Source organism: Synechococcales cyanobacterium T60_A2020_003 (assembly GCA_015272205.1).
In the GTDB taxonomy this organism is placed as follows: Bacteria; Cyanobacteriota; Cyanobacteriia; order RECH01; family RECH01; genus JACYMB01.
Map to the genome: position 1 here is coordinate 1 of JACYMB010000013.1, position 18,926 is coordinate 18,926.

Here is an 18,926-nt window from a genome sequence, read left to right on the forward strand (position 1 = left end):
TATCCAGCGGGAGAATCGCCAGCTTCACGCCGAATTGCAGAGCGTCAGCTATCGGTTAGCCGTTCGTAATCGCCGCACCAATTTTATCGATTTGCCTAGCTTCCCCAGCATTGGTTTTGCTGGACGAGTGATCCCAAATCTTGGAGATGTGTAAGTCTATCGGCATAATGTAACCTGGCCCGATCGCGCAAAGGTTACCGTTGTTATGCCCTTCGTTTCCCCAAACCATGTTGTGATTCTGGTGGATGCTCCAACAACGCCGCAGGGTGACGTGGAGCTACCACCAGATTTTTTACGGCTGACGCAGACATTGACGGATGCCATTCTCCAGCCGTTGCCCATCGCGGATCCACCCCCCACCGTGACTCTCGCCTCGACCCACCCATCGGGACTATCGATTCCATCAGAAGCAATGCTGATTCCATTAACCCTCGATGTGCCGGATTCGCTGGAGTTTTCCGGGCGATCGCTCTATGCCACCTGTCGGGATGTGGATTCCCTTCGTCAGCAGGTACAAACGCAGATGAATGTTCAGGTAGGCGAGGGTTCTTATTGGCTGCCTGTGGTCTGGACGGCAAAAGGGCCTCTGTATGCCGAGGTGATTCGCAGGGGAGTTCTCAATCCAGACGGGTATATGCAGCCTATGCACTTGGGCGATCGCTGGCGACAGCCCCTCTACCGCTTTGCCCACCAACTGTTGACCCATCTTCAAGCAACGCCAGCCGTGTATCTCCTCAAATTTGGGTTCGAGCAACAATTGCTGGTGTTCGACCGGGTGTTTCCTTTTCCAGACCTGCCAGCGATCGCCAGTATTGGCGTCCAAACACCCGACCTATTGACCTGCCACTGGCGATGCCTCACCCATCAGCCGATCCTGGATGTGGCGATCGCCTCGCCGGTGCAGTACGCCATTTTTGATCCAGCAATGGCCTAACCCATCCCTTCCATGACGGGGTGAAAGTAGAAAGCGAGTCCCAGAATGGCGTAGGTGGCGAGGAGTAGCGTTCCCTCTAACCAGTTCGATCGCCCGTCTGAGCTGATGGAATTGGCAATCAAAACCGCCACCGCCACCGCGACTAACTCAAAGGGATTAAAGTTCAAATCCATCGGCTGTCCCCAGAACCAGCCCGCAATCACCAGAACCGGAGCTACAAACAGGGCAATCTGCATACTAGAGCCAACGGCGACCGACACGGAGAGATCCATTTTGTTTTTGATCGCTACGGTCACGGCAGTTGCGTGTTCTGCCGCGTTACCGATGATCGGCACCAAGATAACCCCGGTGAAAAGTTCCGTTAAACCCAGTTGGGATGTGGCTTCTTCCAGCGCGCCAACCAAAAGCTCCGACTCGATCGCCACTAGCAGCGTCGCACCCAGCAGAATCGCTGTCCACAGAATCACGTTTGGCTTCTGATGGGATGCCCCGTCAGCGTCTTCAAATTCTGCTTCCCCCACATCGCAGAGATAGCTATGGGTTTTCATCGAAAACAGCAGCGTTAGGGCATAGACCCCAATCAGAACCAGGGCAACGGCGACTGATAGACGCTGAATCGTTTCTTCAGAGATCCCGGTTGATGTGAAATCAACGGCTGTGGGCAGCAGAATCGAAACAATCGCCAAACTCATGGACGACGCATTGAGGCGTGCCATCACAGGCTGAAACTCTTGCTCCTTATAGCGTAATCCGCCCAACAGCATGGATAGCCCCATTACCAGGAGCAGATTGCCCATGATCGATCCAGTGATGCTGGCTTTGACAACCTCTACGTATCCGGCGCGAAGGGCGACGAGGGCAATAATCAATTCCGTAGCGTTGCCGAAGGTGGCATTCAGCAGCCCGCCTAAGTTAGGGCCAACAACGATCGCAATTTCCTCGGTGGCAGTTCCCATCCAGGCGGCAAGAGGAACGATTGCCATACAGGCCGTGAGAAAGACGGTGAGTTCGCCCCAGCCTAGAAAATGAGCCAGGATGGAAATGGGAACAAATGCGAGGAGAACAGTAAAAATTAGGTTTTTGGTGCTCATGCAAAGCCTCTAGAAATCCGTTAGTCAACCCAGGTCGCTTGCGAATGCTGGAAGCCGCACGCCGTAAGCTCATGCAAAGCCTCTAGAAATCCGTTAGTCAACCCAGGGGGTATGTGTCAGTTAGGACTGAAAGCTGGTTCAGGCTCCAGATTAAGGGCGATCGCCTCTCAACTAAGCGCGACCTCACCAGCCAGCCGACGCCCCTTCATCATGGTTCTATCCCTGCTTAGGATACCTTCACCACAGAGGGTGCGGATTAAGGATTTTGCAGATTTGTATCAAATCCGGTTAAGTCATGGATTCATCCCCGGTGGAGGGGTGGGTTTTGCCCTTTACTCTGGCATCTACCGGAAGCTATCGGCAAAACCTGCCCCTAGCCGTCTGGCATTGATCAGTGATCAACCGGATTTGAGAGCAAAACTGATCCCAAACCCTATCGATGCATGACACCTGTGCATCCCGTCCCTGCGCGGTATGAATCCCCTACAGTTGGGGCAAAATTTCTGGCAAGAGATTGGCTGGAATTTTTGAGAGGGCTTGGTTTTGCGCCTTGATGCCCCCTTGGTTGTAGAAGGCGCGTACGGTTCGGGCAATGTAGCCCACCGTGGTTTGGTGAAGGTCGGCTTTATCCATCCAGCCTTGAAGCGCTTTGAGGTGTTCCCGCAGGGCAAGATCGAGGTGATCCAAACGAATATCATCCTGGAACGGAATTTGGTAATCCGTAGCGAGCTGGTAGTGCGCCAGAGCCAAATTGTTGTGGGTGGCGTAGACATCAAAGTTGAGGGTTGGCGAGGTGTTGCCCTCCCATCGATGCTGCATCACAATACGCTCTACGGCAATCAGGGTTTCTGCATAGGCCACGATCGCCTGTCTTAGGTAGTCCAGCCGCGCTTCTGGGTTGTTCTTACAGTGGTTTGCCATGTGCCAGTATGCGGTTCCCAGGTTGTTTTGGGTGGCGGCATAGGCGGCGGGTGTTTTGTCGATGGTGCGGTAGCGTAGCGCCATCCGATAGGCTCCTAAGGCCAGGGTCAGCCAGTCCTGGGGACGCTCATGCTGTGCCAGATTCCAGTAGGCAGTGCCGAGGTTGTTCTGGATCATGGCGTGATTGAGCGGCTCAGTTTCGGGACGATAGAACCGCAGGGCTTCGGAATAGGCGGCAACGGCTTGTTTGAGGTTGTCCTTGGGCTTGTAATGTTGCGCCAGATTCCAGTAGGCCGTGCCCAAATTGTTCTGAGTCAGGGCGTAGCGCATGGGGTCTACGTCGGGATTGCGGTGGCGGAGGGCTTGTTGGTACGCTTGGATCGATTTCTGCAAGCTTTCGGCGGGGTTCTCAAATCGAGCGAGATCGCTGTAGGCTGCTCCCAGGTTGTTTTGCAGCATGGTGTAGTTGGGCAAGTGCTCCGGCAGTTTCACCCGTGCCAATCCGTGCTGGTAGGTGGCGATCGCCTGATTAAGATTGGACAATGCTTTTTCCGGATCGAGCGATCGCCGCGACAGCATCCAGAACAGATTCCCCATATCGTTGAGGACGTCAATCCACACGGGCGACGACTCCTGAAGCCACACCAACACCTGCTCATAGGCTTGAATTGCGGCCAGAATTTCGGCATCAGTTGCGTTTCCTTCCTCTACACGAGTGCGATAGAGGTTGCCTAGGGTGCGGTAAGCGTTGGATAGCACTGACGGGGATGCCTGCTGTTGGTGAAGCAGCGCAATTTGCTCCTTGAGTACCTCCGGATCCGTGACGGCATCGAGATCGAGATCGGGAATCGCGGTAGGTTTGATGAACGCTCGGGTGCGCTCTGCCGGGATACCCTTGATCGGATTTAGGGTAACCGATCCACCGTTTTTAACCGAAATGGAGTAGGACGTTCCCAGCGATTTGCCATTCATGCCGTGGGCGATCGCAGGTGATGAGCCGTTCGTAGACGAATGGCTGGTCTGGGTGGTCAACGGAAGCAGCGGTGGCGGAGTTAGCGCCTTGGGAGGATCGTCCGTCGTCGTAGATTGGGATTGGTTGGCGGAGGGCGATCGCCGTTCCCGATCGAGACTTCGCAGATCATGGTGCAGAATTTTAAGCAACTCCCGTTCCGAAAACTGGGCGGCGGGAGCTTCAGGTTTGGGTTGGGGCGAGGAGGCTGGCAGTTGCGGTGACGGATTGGAGGGGGTCGCGGTCGCGGCTTCGGAGGGATGGGACGGGTGGGTCAGAGGAGTGGGATCGCCCACAAACTCGAATACCGCATTCCGGCATCGCCAAAAGTCCGGAGCCGATTCTTTCAGCGCATTAAACCAAGGGCGCGGCAGCCACAGCAGCACGCTGAACTCCATCATCGGCAGGCTGCGCTCAATGCCGTCTAAATAGCTGAAGAAGAGTCGCTGAACGGCGGCAGGCTGGCGGGTGAGGTGCTCGATCCCGATGATCTGAAAAGCGGGTAATCGATAATCTTGCCCCGCAGGGGGGGGAAACTCCGTGAGCCATTGCGCCATTTGCACCACCGGATTGGGATCGTGGAGATCGAGCGTGAGGCTGACCAGGTGGGGATAGTCGTCTAGGCGATCGCCCTCGGTATTCGAGGGTAGGGGATAGGCCACCTCCGACTCTAACTGCGTTACCAGGCGATCGCGCAGCACCAGATCATCGCAGACGGCCAGCAAAATCTGACGCCGCATATTCAGGCTCAGCAGCAGCTTTAAGCGATCATAGGTTTCCTGATTAATCCCGGAAGGCTCGCAAGAGTGTGTCACGGCAGTTGCAGGGGAAATGAGGTTGGACAAGTACGGTCTATACCTTCCCTTTTCTACAGCTTTGCCTCGCAGTCAGGACAGGATGCAGGATTCGCTAATAAACTAAGCGATTTGCAATGGTGGGTTTGAGTGTCGAGCTTTCAGTTGGCTATACGTGCTCTATCGGCCTCTATCGACGATGGCAGACTAGGGATCTTGAGATGAGGCGGGCGATCGCCGATCCCTACCCTGACGTTACGATCAAATTTTCCAGTGCATCCTGTAAATCCTGGGTCAGCAACGATACGGCCTGACGACGATTGGACTGGTAGGCGAGCCAGCGATCGCTCACAGAAATGGGATCCCCCACTGTAATCAACACTTTGCGATCGCCCAAATTCGGCGGCGAAACCTCGTTCCGCTCGATGCGAGCCACGGTTTTCCAGAGCAACGTCAGCGTATCGGCAAAGCGATCCACCGAGGGATTTTCCATCACGTATTGTCCGGTGACGCTGACGAAGTTTTCCACTAGGCGCATATGCCACAGCCTCAGATTCGCTTCTTCAGCAATCCGATCCGCTAACCCTTGTTCGACCGGGGTGAGGCCATTCAACACAATATCCTCTCGATAGATACGCTCCCATGCGGCCTGCTCGACCCGCCGACAGCGATCAATAATTCCCCCCTTTGTGGGAAGTTGGAAGAATTGCTCTGCTACGGTGAGAGCTGCACTGAGGAGGGTTTGGAGGCGATGGGCGAGACCATCGTTTTCAGGCGGCATTTCGTTCCTAGCTTGAACTTTGGTTAATGCCTCCACAATTTCCGCAGGCAGCGCATGGCGATAAAACCGCAGGTAGTAGCCTTCCATCTCGCTGAGCAACTTCCAGCCCAGGGCATACAGCCGTTTGTAGAGTCCTGCTAACTGCTCCTCGGTTGGAAACTGATCATCCTGGAGTTGGAGATCCGATGCGTCATATAAGCCTGCGGTCTTCTCAAGCTGGCGCAGCATGGCTTCAACCTTCCGCCACGGTTGCCCCACGAGATTGTACTGTACACCCAGAGGCAGCAGGAACACCTCCGCAGGTTGGTTCATGGACAGTCGATCGTCGTGGCACCAAAACCCGAATTGGGCAATGCCGGGTTCCAGGGGACTCACCAGCTCGTTGTGTTGGTTTGTGCCGCCCTCTGGGGAGGCCGCCATGGGAAATTGCCCTTCCGCAAAGAGCGATCGCACCGATTTTAGACCTTTGCGATCTAACCCACCTCGTCGGATGGGGGTGCCTCCAAGGCGGGCAATGCCCCAGCCGGCCACTTGCCCTGCCCAGAGCGGAATGCCGCGATCGTATACAAAGTGGGCGTGGGTAGGTCGTTTAAGCTGCACCCCCCGCTGGCGGGCAACGGTCGGCACCTGGTTCCACAGGAAATGGGCAATGCAAAATGGGTCAGTGGGGGACGGATGGCGAAAGGCAATCAAAAATCGGGCGCGATCGCTCTGAAACTTTTCATAAAGATCGACCAAAATTTCAGTCTTCGCGGTGTCGTGTTCGATAATTCCCAGCGACCAGCGCATGAAGGGAGGCAGTAATACCTTGGCCGCTCGCTGGATAGACGGGGTGTACTGGGGGGGAATAAACTCAAGCGGGGGCTGAACTTGGGTAATGGATGTATGCGGCACCGTTGACACTTCCTTTAATCTTGTAGACTCCCCCTTCGCCCAGACTAGCTAGTCATTCTCTAGGCGCGATCGCAGGTCGTCTAGCTCGGCATCCGTTGCCGGACTGGGGGCAGACTCCGCCGCAGGTAAACTACCTGAAGCTGGAGCTGATTCGCCCATCATTTTACGCTTTAGGGCTTCGAGATCTTCATCAACACTGCCCTGTTCCAGCGCTGCAAACTGGTGTTCAACGGTGTCATTCGCCAGTTCTGCCAGGGCGGCTGAGCGAGCTTCCATTTCCATGACCCGTTCTTCCATGCGCTCAAAGGCTGCCATTGCCCCACTGTTGCCCACTTGCCCTAGCATTTCGTTGAGCTTTTGGGATGCTTTTGCCGATCGAGCCCGGGCAATGTACATATCTTTCTTGGTCTTCGCATCCGCAATTTTGCGTTCCAGCGTAATCATATTTTGCTTAAGCTGTGCCACAATCACACTCTGCTGCTCGATCTGGGCTTTGAGGGCATTCGCGGTTTCCTCATAGGTCTTACGGCGCGTGAGGGCTTCGCGAGCTAGATGTTCATCGCCTTTTTGGAGGGCGAGTTCGGCGCGGCGATACCATTCTTCGGTATTGGTTTTGGCTTGGGCGTACTGGCGTTCGGTGCGTTTTTGGGTGGCGATCGCCTGGGCAACCCCCTGACGAAGCTGGATCAAATCCTCTTGCATATCCATAACGGTTTGCTCAAGGATCTTTTCTGGATCTTCGGCCTGACTAATCAAACTATTAATATTGGCTCGAATCACGCGCCAAAGGCGATCAAACAATCCCATAACCCCGCTTCTCCATGGGCTAATCCACTGGTGTACACGGCACGTTCGTTAAACGCTCGGCATGAAAGCCAGCTTCCCTCTATACTACCCTACCCATTTCTCTGGACTCAGTCCTGTTGGGAGTGAAAATATCCTGGACTGAAGACCCCATTATTTTGGGTGTTGGCTGTTGACCGAATCGAGCGGGCGATCGCCCCCTATTCAAATCGTCTAGGACTTACGCAATTGGGCGATTTTGCCCAGCGGTGTTTCACAGGACGTCTACCAGCGCTTGACATCCGCAAATTCACCACGAGTCGTAACGTTGCGATGGCTGCGCCTGTGGAGAATGCTGAACTTATTTATACAGAGTCCAAATAATGTTCATTCAGAACCTTAGGCGGGAACTCTCTGTAATATCGGGTTATGGAATAGGAATTCCCTCTCTCTTTCCTAGCTCATCACTCTGGGTCAACACCATGCCCTAAGGCTTCTTGATCACAGTTGAACCTTACTATATGTATGCGAGGACAGGGTTGCAATGATAAGTCCTAATCAAAAGTCGCACAGCTCGTGCGATTCCACTGTATTCACTCACCGTTCGGAGCAGCAGCGTCTGGATGCGCTTCATGCATCGGGGCTCGTCGACGTGGATCGCGTTCCTGTGTTTGATGAAGCGACGCAAACGGCGGCGCATTTTCTGAGTATGCCGATTTGTCTGCTAGGGGTCATCGACAGCGATCGCCACTGGTTTAAATCGGCGGTAGGGCTATCCCGAATTGGGTTAATGAATGAGCTAGCGGTATCTCGTCAGTTGCCTCGGGTAGAGTCCCTGTGCGATCGCGTGGTGGAGCTACAGCGTCCAGTCGTCATTGCGGATGTAACGTTAGATCCGACTGCAAACTCTAGTCTTTTAGTGCAGCGGTACGGCATTCGAGCTTACTTGGGGGTGCCGCTGTTCACCAGCCAAGGTCAGTGCTTGGGTAGCTTAGCCGTGATGGAACTGGCACCTCGGCAGTTTTCGCCAAAAGATATCGCATTTCTAGAACTGATGGCGCGGTGGAGTATGAGCGAGTATGAGCGCGATCGCCTCCTGCACCGACAAGACTCAGGAACGCCAATATTTCCAACGACTCCAGCAATCGCTCGTCCCGAGGCTCCAGCATCCCTATCCCTCCAACAGGAAATTCTAGAAATTAAAAGCAATCTGCTGACTCAAATGACTCAAGAGCTGCGGACGCCGCTCACGTCCGTCCTGGGGATGACCAGTGTGCTCAAACGGGAAATCTACGGAACCCTGACCCCTAAGCAGCATGAATACGTGGATGTGGTACACAATAGCGGTCAGTATTTACTGTCCCTGGCGAATGAAATTTTAGAAATTGGCAGCTTAGAAACCGATCATTCAGCCTTAGATCTCACCCCTGTAGATGTTGAGATGGTGTGCCAACAGGCAATTCGTTCGCTCGATCAGGCGGCCCATCGCTGTGAAGACGAGATCCAGCTTACGGTGGAACCGGGGAATCGGATTTGGTATCTGGATAAGGCTAAAATTCGCCAGATGCTGTATCACCTAACCTCTAACCTAATTCAGAGTTCCAATCCTGGCAGTACGGTACGGATACACGTCTCCCGGAAGCAGCAGCAGCTACACATTATGCTCTGGACATCCCATCCGTGGTTGGGCGAGGGTCTGCCCCAAGATTCCTTGCCCATGAATGATGTCTTGAGTCATCCATCGATGCTGGTGTCCGATACAGCCTTCGCCAATTCCCGAGAAAGCCGTGAGCGGCACGGCAACCCTGGCGATGCTGATATGGTGGATGATACGGGAGAGGCTCAGGGCAATGCTCCTAGCAGCGATCGCCACCAGCTTGGCTTAAAACTGAGTCAACGCCTAGCCGCATTGCATGGTGGGGAAATTAAAACACAAGGATCGCCAACAACGGGAGGGCATTACGTGGTCATCCTGCCCCAACTGCAACCGGACGTTAACGCATTGAACCGTTAAACTCTAGTAACCGTTCAGACGTTTGAGGTATGGGGGATTTGTCCTGAGGAAAGCATCCTAAGCGTTTTGGGCGGTTGTTTGAAGGAAATGCCCTCGAACAATCGCTCATAGCTGTTGCCAGTTAGCTGAAGACATGGACATTTTGGTGGGGCGGCGAAGCCGCCCCACCAAAATGTCCTAACCGATATGGCTAGCGCTATAGCTTATAACTATGCAGAAACGTATCCAGATCAGGGACAGTGACCCATTTCCCGGTGGTGTTGGACTCGTGGGTGAGATCCATTAAAAGCTGAGAGTAAACGCCGTCCCGGAGGGATGGGGTAGAGGATAGGCCCCGATCGATGGTTTGCACCCATTGATCCACCACGCGGATGAAAGGTGCAAGGCGACCATCCTCATACGTTTTAGGAAAGGCCAGTCGATCAGGAATCGGGACTTCAGTGAGCGCGTCTCCCCCCGTACTCGACCAAATCTTAAACCCATGTACGTAATCTTTTTGATGATCGCTGCCTAGGATCAACGTGCCGCGATCGCCATACACCTCAACCCAGTGTCCGCGCCCTTGGTAGGTCACGGCACTCAACATCACCTGGCATGGAGTTCCGTCTTCGAGTTCCAGCATGATGCTGGCAGTGTCATCCGCATCGACGGGACGAGGTTCTCCCGTCACGGGATCAGGACGGGTGGTAATGGTAGTGCTGAGCCGTCCACAGAGTCGGGTGGGGCGACCAAACAGCCAAGCAATATAGTCAAAGGTGTGGGAACCCAGGGCACCGAGCGCACCTCCGCCCTGATCTTTACGGGCATACCAGTTCCAAGGGCGTTGGGGGTCGGCACGTCCCGACACTAACCAGTCCACTTTAATTAGGCGAGGCTCGCCCACCATCCCCTCTTTTAATAATTCTGCAACGTGCTGCCACGCAGGGACGTAGCGAAACTCAAAGTCCATCGTGGCGACGACACCGTTCTGTTCGGCGAGATGATAAAGTTCTCTGGCTTCAGCAGCGGTCAATGTCGTCGGTTTTTCGAGCAGCAAATGTTTGCCTGCCATCAGTACCGTTTTTGCCATGTCGTAGTGTAAAAACGGCGGTGTTGAAATACTGACGGCATCCACGCCAGAACACGCTACAATTTCCTCTACAGTTTGGCAGGTGTGGGGAATGTGGTGCTGGGCGGCGATCGCCTCGGCCTTGGCGCGATCGCGATGGTAAACCGCCGCAACGTGGGTGCGGTGATGAGCTTGAAGCCCAGGAATATGAATTTTGGCACCAAAGCCTGTGCCAACGACAGCTACGCCAATGGATTGAGTCATTGCAACCGATACGCTAGCGCTTGAACACTGCCTATCTTCGCATCATTTCTCAGCGAATTCTCATCCGATTGACCGAGGCTTCTCAGAAAACTCTAAGATGCACTACTGCCGATATCCGGTATAACTAAACCGAGACAGGCAGACTCGTAAATCTTGGAAAGTACTGACGATGAGCTGATTAGAATTCGGTGGGAATTGAATCAAAATTGACCCAATCCTCACGTCAAAACGCGGAAAAGCCTCTTATAATCAAGGGACTATTTCTGAGATATTGTTTTAAAAGTTAACAATAGCCTTTTCACTTCTCCACCAAGCAGACACTTTAATCATGGAAACAACCTATAAGCGAAACCGACTGATCCACTTTTTACAAGAAGACCTCGCCGTACCCGAGGACGCTATCGCCGTTGCCCTGCGCCACCATCAAAACAGTTCTGATCCCATTCCCATGATTTTGTGGCAGTACGGCCTCATTACCCTAGAACAGCTCGATCGCATCTTTGATTGGCTAGAAACAGCTTAGGGCATCTGGGGGTCAGTGTCTTGCTTGAGCGCTGGTATAGGGCGATTGCCCTATGGATATATGTGAATTTCTGTATCTGCCTAGCTGAGAATTCCGAGCTACATCCTCATTGGTCGATCCAGGTCATCGTGAATACGGTGAACACGCTAAAGAATTCATGGAAATCACTGGTTGCTCCAACATAGGCTATCCAAATATCCGTATCTGTTAGGGTGAAATTTCGCGCCCGCCATTTACGGGCATCAGAATTGAAATAAAACTACAATAAAAACGTTCGTGCTATTGAAAGTCCAAGTTCGCTTAGGTTTCGTAATCCTATGGCTGTTAAAAAAGACCCACCAAAGGCTCCTCCTTCTCGCCGCCTTGGGAATATTTTGCTGATCATCTCAGGCGTGTTTCTGCTGATTGAAATCTTGCTGCCACGGGTGTTGGGGCCACAAATTCCTCAAGTTCCCTACAGCTTATTTATTCACCAAGTTCAGGAGCACGAAGTCGCGCGGGTATCCATCGGTCAAAACCAAATCCGATATCAGCTTAGTGACACGGCTGAGCAACCGGGTCAAGTTTTGGCAACCACGCCAATTTTTGATTTGGAACTGCCCAAGCTTCTCGAACGCAACGGTGTGGAGTTCGCCGCAACCCCTCCCCCCAAGAACGGTTGGTTCACGAATATTCTGGGCTGGGTCATTCCTCCCCTAATTTTTGTCGCGATCTGGCAATTCTTCATTAGCCGAGGGCAGGGTGGCTCCCAAGGCGTGCTGTCTATTGGGAAGAGCCGAGCAAAGGTCTATGTCGAAGGCGAAATGGACAAAATCACCTTCAATGACGTTGCTGGCGTCGAGGAAGCGAAGACCGAACTGGTGGAAATTGTCGATTTTCTGAAAACCCCCAAACGCTATACCCAGATCGGCGCACGTATTCCCAAGGGTGTGCTCCTCGTGGGCCCTCCGGGAACCGGAAAAACCCTGCTGGCGCGGGCGGTGGCGGGGGAAGCGGGCGTTCCTTTCTTCAGCATTTCGGGGTCTGAGTTCGTCGAGCTCTTTGTGGGTGTAGGGTCTTCGCGAGTGCGCGACCTATTTGAACAGGCGAAGAAGCAGGCTCCCTGCATCATCTTTATTGATGAGCTAGACGCGATCGGCAAATCTCGTAGCGCTGGCGGCTTTTATGGCGGCAACGACGAGCGAGAACAAACCCTCAATCAGTTATTGACTGAAATGGACGGTTTCGGTGGTGATACGACGGTGATTGTATTGGCCGCCACGAACCGACCCGAAACCCTTGATCCAGCATTACTACGTCCCGGCCGGTTTGATCGTCAGGTGCTGGTCGATCGCCCTGATTTGGCAGGCCGAGAAGCAATTCTCAACATCCATGCCCAAAAGGTGAAGCTGGATCGGGAGGTGGATTTAAAGGCGATCGCCACTCGTACCCCAGGGTTCTCAGGTGCGGATTTGGCGAATCTAGTCAACGAAGCGGCTCTTTTAGCGGCGCGGAATCAACGGGAGGCCGTGATCCAAGCCGACTTTGCGGAGGCGATTGAACGGGTCGTTGCTGGATTGGAGAAAAAGAGTCGGGTTCTCAACGACAAAGAGAAGAAGATTGTCGCCTATCACGAAGTGGGTCACGCCCTCGTTGGTGCGGCGATGCCCGGAAGCAACAAGGTAGAGAAAATCTCGATCGTGCCACGGGGTATGGCAGCCCTAGGATACACGCTGCAACTGCCCACCGAAGATCGATTCCTCCTAAATGAGGACGAACTCAAAGGCCAGATTGCGACGCTGTTGGGTGGACGGTCTGCGGAAGAGATTATCTTTGGTAGCATCACCACGGGGGCATCCAATGATCTGCAACGGGCAACGGATCTAGCTGAACGGATGGTGACGACCTATGGTATGAGCAAGGTGCTTGGCCCTCTGGCCTACGAAAAGGGACAACAAGCCATGTTCCTGGATGGGGGAATACCCAACCCCCGCCGCGTCGTGAGCGATCGCACCGCTGAAGCCATTGATGAGGAGGTGAAGGGGATTGTGGAAGCGGCGCATCAGCGGGCGCTGGATATCCTGCACGCGAATCGTGACTTGCTGGAAACGCTGTCTCTGCAACTGTTGGAAACGGAAACGATTGAGGGAGCAACCTTACATGAGGCATTGGCACAGGTGAAGGTTCCGGCAAACGTGGCGGTGTAACAGTCGTCCTACCTTACTTGAGAAGTCCAGGATGAGAGTCCTGGGCTTTTTTAATGGAATAGTTGTCTTGATGGATGCTGGGCGATCGCCCCCTTCCTCTTAATGACCAGCATCCGCCTTATCTGAGGTGTCTGACACCTCGTACTGGGTCAGTCGTGAATAATCCCCAAGGGTGTAGCAAAGGTTCGTGAGGCTTTCGATTGTGTGTTTCTCCAAATCATTATCCTGAATCGATCGCGCCAAGATAAGACGTTGTTCAAAATACTGGATCGCTTTTTCGTATTCCCCGATCGAGTCATAAAGCATCCCTAAACTCTCCAGAGTTTGCTCTTGGCCTCGCCAGTCACGGGTCACACGCGCCACAGCCAACCGCTGCTGGTGATAGGAGATCGCTGTTCCCATGTCTCCAATCAGCGAACAGAGGCTGGCCAGATTTTTTAAGACCTGACCTTCCGCACGGTGATCCTGCAACTCCCGCATGATGGACAGCAGTTGCTCGTAGCAGCGAATGGTTTCAGGGTAGAGTTCTAGCGAGTGATAGGCATTGCCCAAATTTCGGAGAATTTGCCCTTCAACGATGCGATCGCCCTGCTTCCGTACGATTTCTAGGCTCTGCTCGTAGTAGGCAATAGCCGTTTCGCAATCCCCCATCGCTTTGTAGGCCATACCGAGGTTATTGAGCGCAGCCACTTCACCGCGATAGTCCTTCAGTTCTCTGGAGAGGTTGAGGCTTTCCAGCTTGTAGGAAATGGCACGAGGAAAGTCTTCCTGGTGACGATAGGCGTTGCCAAGGGTGCCAAGGGCCTGTCGTTCGGTGCGGCGATCGCCCTGTTGACGCGCAATGGCAAGACTTTGATGGCATTGGGCGATCGCCTCGGTGTAGTTCCCCAGGGCATAGTAGACCAGTCCCAGTGCTCCCAGTACTTTGCCCTCGCCCTGGTAGTGATGGGCCATGCGGTAATGGTCTAGGGCATGTTGGAGGGATTCCAACGCATGGTCATAGTCACGGATTTGATACTGCTCAATGCCCTTTTCCAGTAGCCGATCCGCTTCGTTGATGAACATCACTTGAGGGTTGAAGGGTTCGCTAGAGTCCCAACCGCGTTCCAAAGACGAGTTCAAAGTACCGTGCTTGTCGTCAAATGCCTCATTCATGGCAATCACCGCCGAGGGTGCTAACCCAATAATCTACAAACATTTTCCCTGAGTATTTGCTACAAAGTCCATAGCAAACACTCCTGCTATGATGCGTTTAGTCAATTCATAGACTAAACCCGATTCAACTTTAAAATCGATTAAAATCAACTGCACCCGCTAAGGTGGCTTTGCATATCGTCCTGTTGAGTATAAGTACAAGACTAGCTTATTCCCCCCCTTGTTATCATCAAAGATGAAATTTAGATGAACGCCCAGCGTAGATGCGCTGATGTTGTCTCACGTAATGTATTGGCGTGTTTGGGAAAAAATACGGAACGTTAGAATTTCCAAAGCCGTTGATGGACAAAGTATTGTCCGCCTCAGAGATCGGCGATACTCACCGTTCAACTGCGATACTGAATCAGTTGCTGCGTTTTTGACTAGACCACAGGTGTGTGAAGCGTTAATGAAGCGATCAGAGTGACCGGGATTTGAGGTTCGCGAATGACTCAGGGATAGCGATGAGATTGGAAGCTGTGGTCTGCTCCGGACGTCCCACGCATCACGTAAAATTCGATAAGCTCGATTAGGGAGAGGTGTATCCCTAGGATTACCGATACAATTGCAATCGCCAACGCTGAGAGAGCCGTTTTAATGATGGGACTGTTTGTGTTGTCCAAGTCCGCTGAGTATGAGCTAGAGGTATGACTGCTGTATTTCCCGATGAGCGACTGCTGTTTACGCCATCCCCGTCGGGAGATGATGCGATCGCCGCTATCTTCGCATTCCCAAACGAATACAGCGTCGGCATTACCAGTCTGGGCTATCAGGTGGTATGGGCAACCTTGGCTGCCCGATCGGATGTGGCCGTAGCACGGCTCTTTACCGATGGGCAGGAGCCATTGCCGAGCCAGCCAGAATTGCTTGGCTTTTCAGTGTCTTGGGAACTGGACTATGTAAATATCCTGGCGATGCTAGAGAATTTGGGAATTCCGCTGCGGGCGAGCGATCGCACCGATGCTCACCCGATTGTGTTTGGCGGTGGCCCGGTGCTCACCGCGAATCCAGAACCGTTTGCTGACTTTTTTGATGTCATCTTACTGGGCGATGGTGAAAATCTGCTAGGTGAATTCATCGATGCGTTTCAGTCGGTTCGCAAGGATGATCGCCTAACCCAATATCGTCATCTCGCTCAAGTTCCGGGTGTCTACGTCCCCAGTTTGTACCATGTCACCTACAACGGAATGGACGGAGCCATTCAGCAGATTGAACCCATCAGTCCAGATATTCCCGCTCAAATCCAAAAGCAAACCTATCGCGGCAACGTCCTTTCAACCTCCACCGTTGTCACCGAACGGGCGGCCTGGGAAAACATTTACATGGTGGAGGTAGTGCGGAGTTGTCCAGAAATGTGCCGCTTTTGCCTGGCCAGTTACCTCACCCTGCCTTTTCGAACGGCGGATTTAGACGGTTCCTTAATTCCGGCGATCGCCAAGGGCTTGCAGGTCACGAACCGTTTGGGGTTACTGGGGGCCTCGGTGACGCAGCACCCGGAATTCGACGAGCTTCTGGACTATCTCAATCGGCCTGATTACGACGACGTGCGCCTCAGCATTGCCTCGGTACGCACCAACACGGTCACCCCCAAACTCACCGAAACGCTGGTAAAGCACGACACCCGTTCGATTACGATTGCGGTGGAAAGTGGGAGCGATCGCCTCCGACAGGTCATCAACAAAAAGCTGACCAATGACGAAATCGTGCAGGCTGCCGTTAATGCTAAGGCAGGGGGATTGAGTGCACTCAAACTCTACGGGATGGTGGGCATTCCGGGAGAGGAACCGGAGGATTTAGAGGCAACGGTGGCAATGATGCGATCGCTCAAAAAAGCGGCACCGGGACTCCGCCTCACCCTGGGATGTAGCACTTTTGTACCGAAGGCGCACACCCCATTTCAATGGTTTGGTGTGAATCCCCAGGCTGAGAAACAACTAAAGCTCTTACAAAAACAATTGCGACCCCACGGTATTGATTTCCGTCCTGAAAGCTACAACTGGTCGGTGATTCAAGCGCTCATTTCCAGGGGCGATCGCCGCCTCTCTCATCTTCTGGAATTGGTGCGCCATTATGGGGATTCCCTCGGCAGCTATCGCCGTGCGTTTAAAGAATTACGGGGAACGTTGCCCGATCTGGAGTTTTACGTTCATACCTCATGGTCTGTTGATCACCCCCTCCCGTGGGATCACCTCCAGGGGCCTTTGCCGAAATCAACGCTGATCAAGCATCGTTCTAGCGCAATGGACGTATCGCCAGAATCATTTTCCTATGCGTCATAGATAAGGTTATTAATCGCTCCCCCGTTAATCCCCCGATTTTGAGTAAAACTTGAACCTCGGATCGTTAGTGTGCCGCCGCTTTTGGTGGCGATCGCCCCTCCACTATGTTCTGATTTAGCGAGGGAGCCATCGTTGCGATCAAAACTGCTGTTGATTACCGTTGTTTTAGATTGGAATCCGGTATAGATTGCACCTCCCATGCCTGCAATGTTGCGATCAAACCGACAGTTGATCACGGTGAGATGGCTGCTGTTATTGGTGAGAATCCCTCCTCCTGCGCCATCACTCTCGCCGCTTCCCGTAACCTTGCCTTGGGTAATGCGGAGATCGGTCAGCGTGGCAATCGCCCCGCGCCAATTTCAAAAACACGACTGGTTTTATTGCCGCTAATCGTGATTCCCGGCGCTTGAGAGCCGTCAATAGTCACGTTTTGGCTGATATCAAGCTGTCCCGTCTTGAGCACAATGGTTTTGTTGGCGAGAGCGGCATCAAAGCGGATGCGATCGCCATTCTGAGCGGCAGCGATCGCGGCGCGTAAAGAACCTTTGCCTTTATCAGCAGGTGTGGTGACGGTAAATATTGCCATAGCATTCTGGGTGAAGTGAACGGTTTTCTAATGAGTCATGCCGGAAGCGATCGGCATGCCCCCTTGATCCGTAAAGCTTTAATCTCGTACTCTTTATGAGGGAGTAAGCAAGATAGCCGCACTCCTATAGATTTAGGATTCCCAGATTTTGATCAAACTTGCTCTCCTGTGGTTGAAATCATGGACTGTGTTCACCTAAAACGAAGGACACCCATGAGAGGTGTCCCCGTAGTGCAAACACAATGGTCTGCCAAATCCAGTTCATTGATTTCAAGATATGTAGAAGCGAATTTCGTTGCTAATCCTTAAGGATTCATCGGATTAGGTCTGCTAAACTCGCCCGTACAGACGATTTCTAGTCTAAGAGTTCGTATACCACGGTAACGCTAGTGTTCAGCATCACTTCTAGCGGAGTAAACGGATTGTACGGAGGAGGCGTCATGTAGGGATCAACGTAGGCTGCACTCTGTTCTGGGCAAGAGTAAGGGCTATAGTTAACAGGATAAGAATCTCCTCCAGAAATCCCTAGAATTTCGCCAAGCTGTAATCCGGCTACGCTTGCAAGGGATTCGGCCTTGGTCTGCGCGGCATTCAAGGCTTCACGATGCGTCTCCGACTCTAGCCCCGCACAGCTATTCACGCCAAAATAGGCTCCCGTTTGTCCTAGATAGAGAACTTCATTGTCTGCAATAGCATCGCTTGCAGCATCAATGGCGGACTGAATACGGGAATGGGTTGGCTGATTGATGCGAATTTGGATACGAGGAGAGGTGTAGTAGTCTACGTAGCCTACCGGAGAGTTAGAACCCACGTAGACTTCAATATCACTTTCAGGAATGCCCGTTGCCACGATCGCATCTACGACAGACTGAAGATCGCTGCGTCGAATGGTGGGTGGAGTGGGATAAACTGGTGGCTCAACCGAGTAATCTGGATAAACGAGGGAATCACGAATATAGAAAAACATCTGCACTTCAGCGAAATCTGCAGGCACGGATGCAGTTCCCGTTCCAATCACGGTGATGTTTCGTTGGTCACCAGAAATCATAGGGAAATATTGAGCCACAAGTGTTCCATCCAAGCTCTCATCTAGTGAGAACGAGGGCATCTCATTTGTAGAGGGTGCAGCTTCAGCTTCGGTAGCAGCGGCGTAGGCAAACGAACTTCCAGTTGCGACTAAGGACAGGGACAAAACACTTGAAATCCAAATTTTCATACAAGTTTCTCTCTGGAGCGGTTTGATGAAGTATGCAAGGCTCCGATAAGAATGGATACATCAACGCATTCCATAGCCTCATCAGGGCAGATACGCCTTCTTAGGGTATCTACCTTCCGAGGTATAGCATTTCCGGATAAAGCAAATGGAATTCTTTCGTAAGATTATAGAATTAAGGGGCTTTGTTGCATGATTAGAAGGATGATCAGGCTCACCTTGAGGTCGTCCGGGTATTAAGCTTCGACTTTGTAGCTATCGGGTTTAGCGATCTGAATCATGCGGTTGAGCGCAACACATTTGATGAACAATTCCACGGCTTGATTGTCAAATTGACGTGCACTGAGATTGCCCCCAAAAATAGTCTTAAAGCGGAACATGGTAGTTTCAGCAATCGAACGACGATGATAGC

The 18,926-nt window shown here is 52.7% G+C and carries 15 protein-coding genes and 1 pseudogene; 7 read left to right on the forward strand and 9 right to left on the reverse strand.

The window, feature by feature from the left end:
* Positions 1 to 154, forward strand: a 154-nt coding sequence (locus tag IGR76_00430; protein MBF2077011.1) for a hypothetical protein, incomplete at its 5' end; no start/stop codon positions are given.
* 51 nt (positions 155 to 205) lie between these two features.
* Positions 206 to 934, forward strand: coding sequence for a hypothetical protein (locus IGR76_00435; GenBank protein MBF2077012.1), 729 nt, complete (start codon positions 206 to 208; stop codon positions 932 to 934).
* On the opposite strand, the gene cax is transcribed toward IGR76_00435, so the two are convergent.
* The 4 genes from cax to IGR76_00455 all read right to left on the reverse strand — a co-directional run bounded on the left by cax (position 931) and on the right by IGR76_00455 (position 7,231).
* Positions 931 to 2,025: a calcium/proton exchanger gene (cax, locus tag IGR76_00440; GenBank protein ID MBF2077013.1), complete on the reverse strand. Its 1,095-nt coding sequence runs from the start codon at positions 2,023 to 2,025 to the stop codon at positions 931 to 933. The genes IGR76_00435 and cax overlap by 4 nt on opposite strands.
* Positions 2,026 to 2,508: 483 nt before the next feature.
* Complete coding sequence (locus IGR76_00445; protein MBF2077014.1) at positions 2,509 to 4,770, reverse strand: tetratricopeptide repeat protein; 2,262 nt, start codon at positions 4,768 to 4,770, stop codon at positions 2,509 to 2,511.
* 223 nt (positions 4,771 to 4,993) lie between these two features.
* On the reverse strand, positions 4,994 to 6,424 hold the full coding sequence (locus tag IGR76_00450) for a 1-acyl-sn-glycerol-3-phosphate acyltransferase (protein ID MBF2077015.1): 1,431 nt from the start codon (positions 6,422 to 6,424) through the stop codon (positions 4,994 to 4,996).
* Between the two features lie 48 nt (positions 6,425 to 6,472).
* A complete protein-coding gene (locus IGR76_00455) occupies positions 6,473 to 7,231 on the reverse strand; it encodes a PspA/IM30 family protein (GenBank protein ID MBF2077016.1) in 759 nt (252 codons plus the stop codon).
* 162 nt (positions 7,232 to 7,393) lie between these two features.
* Here IGR76_00455 and IGR76_00460 point away from each other — a divergent pair, with 162 nt between their 5' ends.
* Positions 7,394 to 7,591, forward strand: a complete 198-nt coding sequence (locus tag IGR76_00460) for a hypothetical protein (protein MBF2077017.1) — start codon at positions 7,394 to 7,396, stop codon at positions 7,589 to 7,591.
* 160 nt (positions 7,592 to 7,751) lie between these two features.
* A complete protein-coding gene (locus tag IGR76_00465; GenBank protein ID MBF2077018.1) occupies positions 7,752 to 9,221 on the forward strand; it encodes a GAF domain-containing sensor histidine kinase in 1,470 nt (489 codons plus the stop codon).
* Positions 9,222 to 9,417: 196 nt separating this feature from the next.
* Here the strand turns inward: IGR76_00465 and IGR76_00470 are convergent, their stop codons facing one another.
* Complete coding sequence (locus IGR76_00470; GenBank protein ID MBF2077019.1) at positions 9,418 to 10,533, reverse strand: Gfo/Idh/MocA family oxidoreductase; 1,116 nt, start codon at positions 10,531 to 10,533, stop codon at positions 9,418 to 9,420.
* A gap of 328 nt (positions 10,534 to 10,861) precedes the next feature.
* On the opposite strand from IGR76_00470, the gene IGR76_00475 reads away from it, so the two are divergent.
* Both IGR76_00475 and ftsH4 read left to right on the forward strand, forming a co-directional pair.
* Entirely contained in the window at positions 10,862 to 11,056 is a 195-nt protein-coding gene (locus tag IGR76_00475; protein ID MBF2077020.1) for a DUF2949 domain-containing protein, read from the forward strand.
* Positions 11,057 to 11,373: 317 nt separating this feature from the next.
* Positions 11,374 to 13,242 carry an ATP-dependent zinc metalloprotease FtsH4 gene (gene ftsH4, locus IGR76_00480; GenBank protein MBF2077021.1) on the forward strand — a complete coding sequence of 623 codons (1,869 nt, stop codon included), beginning with the start codon at positions 11,374 to 11,376 and terminating at the stop codon, positions 13,240 to 13,242.
* 99 nt (positions 13,243 to 13,341) lie between these two features.
* Here ftsH4 and IGR76_00485 read toward each other — a convergent pair whose 3' ends face one another.
* Entirely contained in the window at positions 13,342 to 14,397 is a 1,056-nt protein-coding gene (locus IGR76_00485; GenBank protein MBF2077022.1) for a tetratricopeptide repeat protein, read from the reverse strand.
* A 686-nt stretch (positions 14,398 to 15,083) separates the two neighbouring features.
* On the opposite strand from IGR76_00485, the gene IGR76_00490 reads away from it, so the two are divergent.
* A complete protein-coding gene (locus tag IGR76_00490) occupies positions 15,084 to 16,715 on the forward strand; it encodes a radical SAM protein (protein ID MBF2077023.1) in 1,632 nt (543 codons plus the stop codon).
* Here IGR76_00490 and IGR76_00495 read toward each other — a convergent pair.
* From IGR76_00495 to IGR76_00505, 3 genes and pseudogenes are all read right to left on the reverse strand, one after another.
* Positions 16,703 to 17,301, reverse strand: a pseudogene (locus IGR76_00495) (right-handed parallel beta-helix repeat-containing protein). The gene IGR76_00490 and the pseudogene IGR76_00495 overlap by 13 nt on opposite strands.
* 355 nt (positions 17,302 to 17,656) lie before the next feature.
* The gene (locus tag IGR76_00500; protein ID MBF2077024.1) at positions 17,657 to 18,517 is read right to left on the reverse strand and encodes an SIMPL domain-containing protein; all 861 of its coding nucleotides are present in this window, start codon (positions 18,515 to 18,517) and stop codon (positions 17,657 to 17,659) included.
* A 233-nt stretch (positions 18,518 to 18,750) separates the two neighbouring features.
* Positions 18,751 to 18,926: IS5/IS1182 family transposase (locus IGR76_00505; protein MBF2077025.1), on the reverse strand; the 176-nt coding region annotated here is incomplete at its 5' end.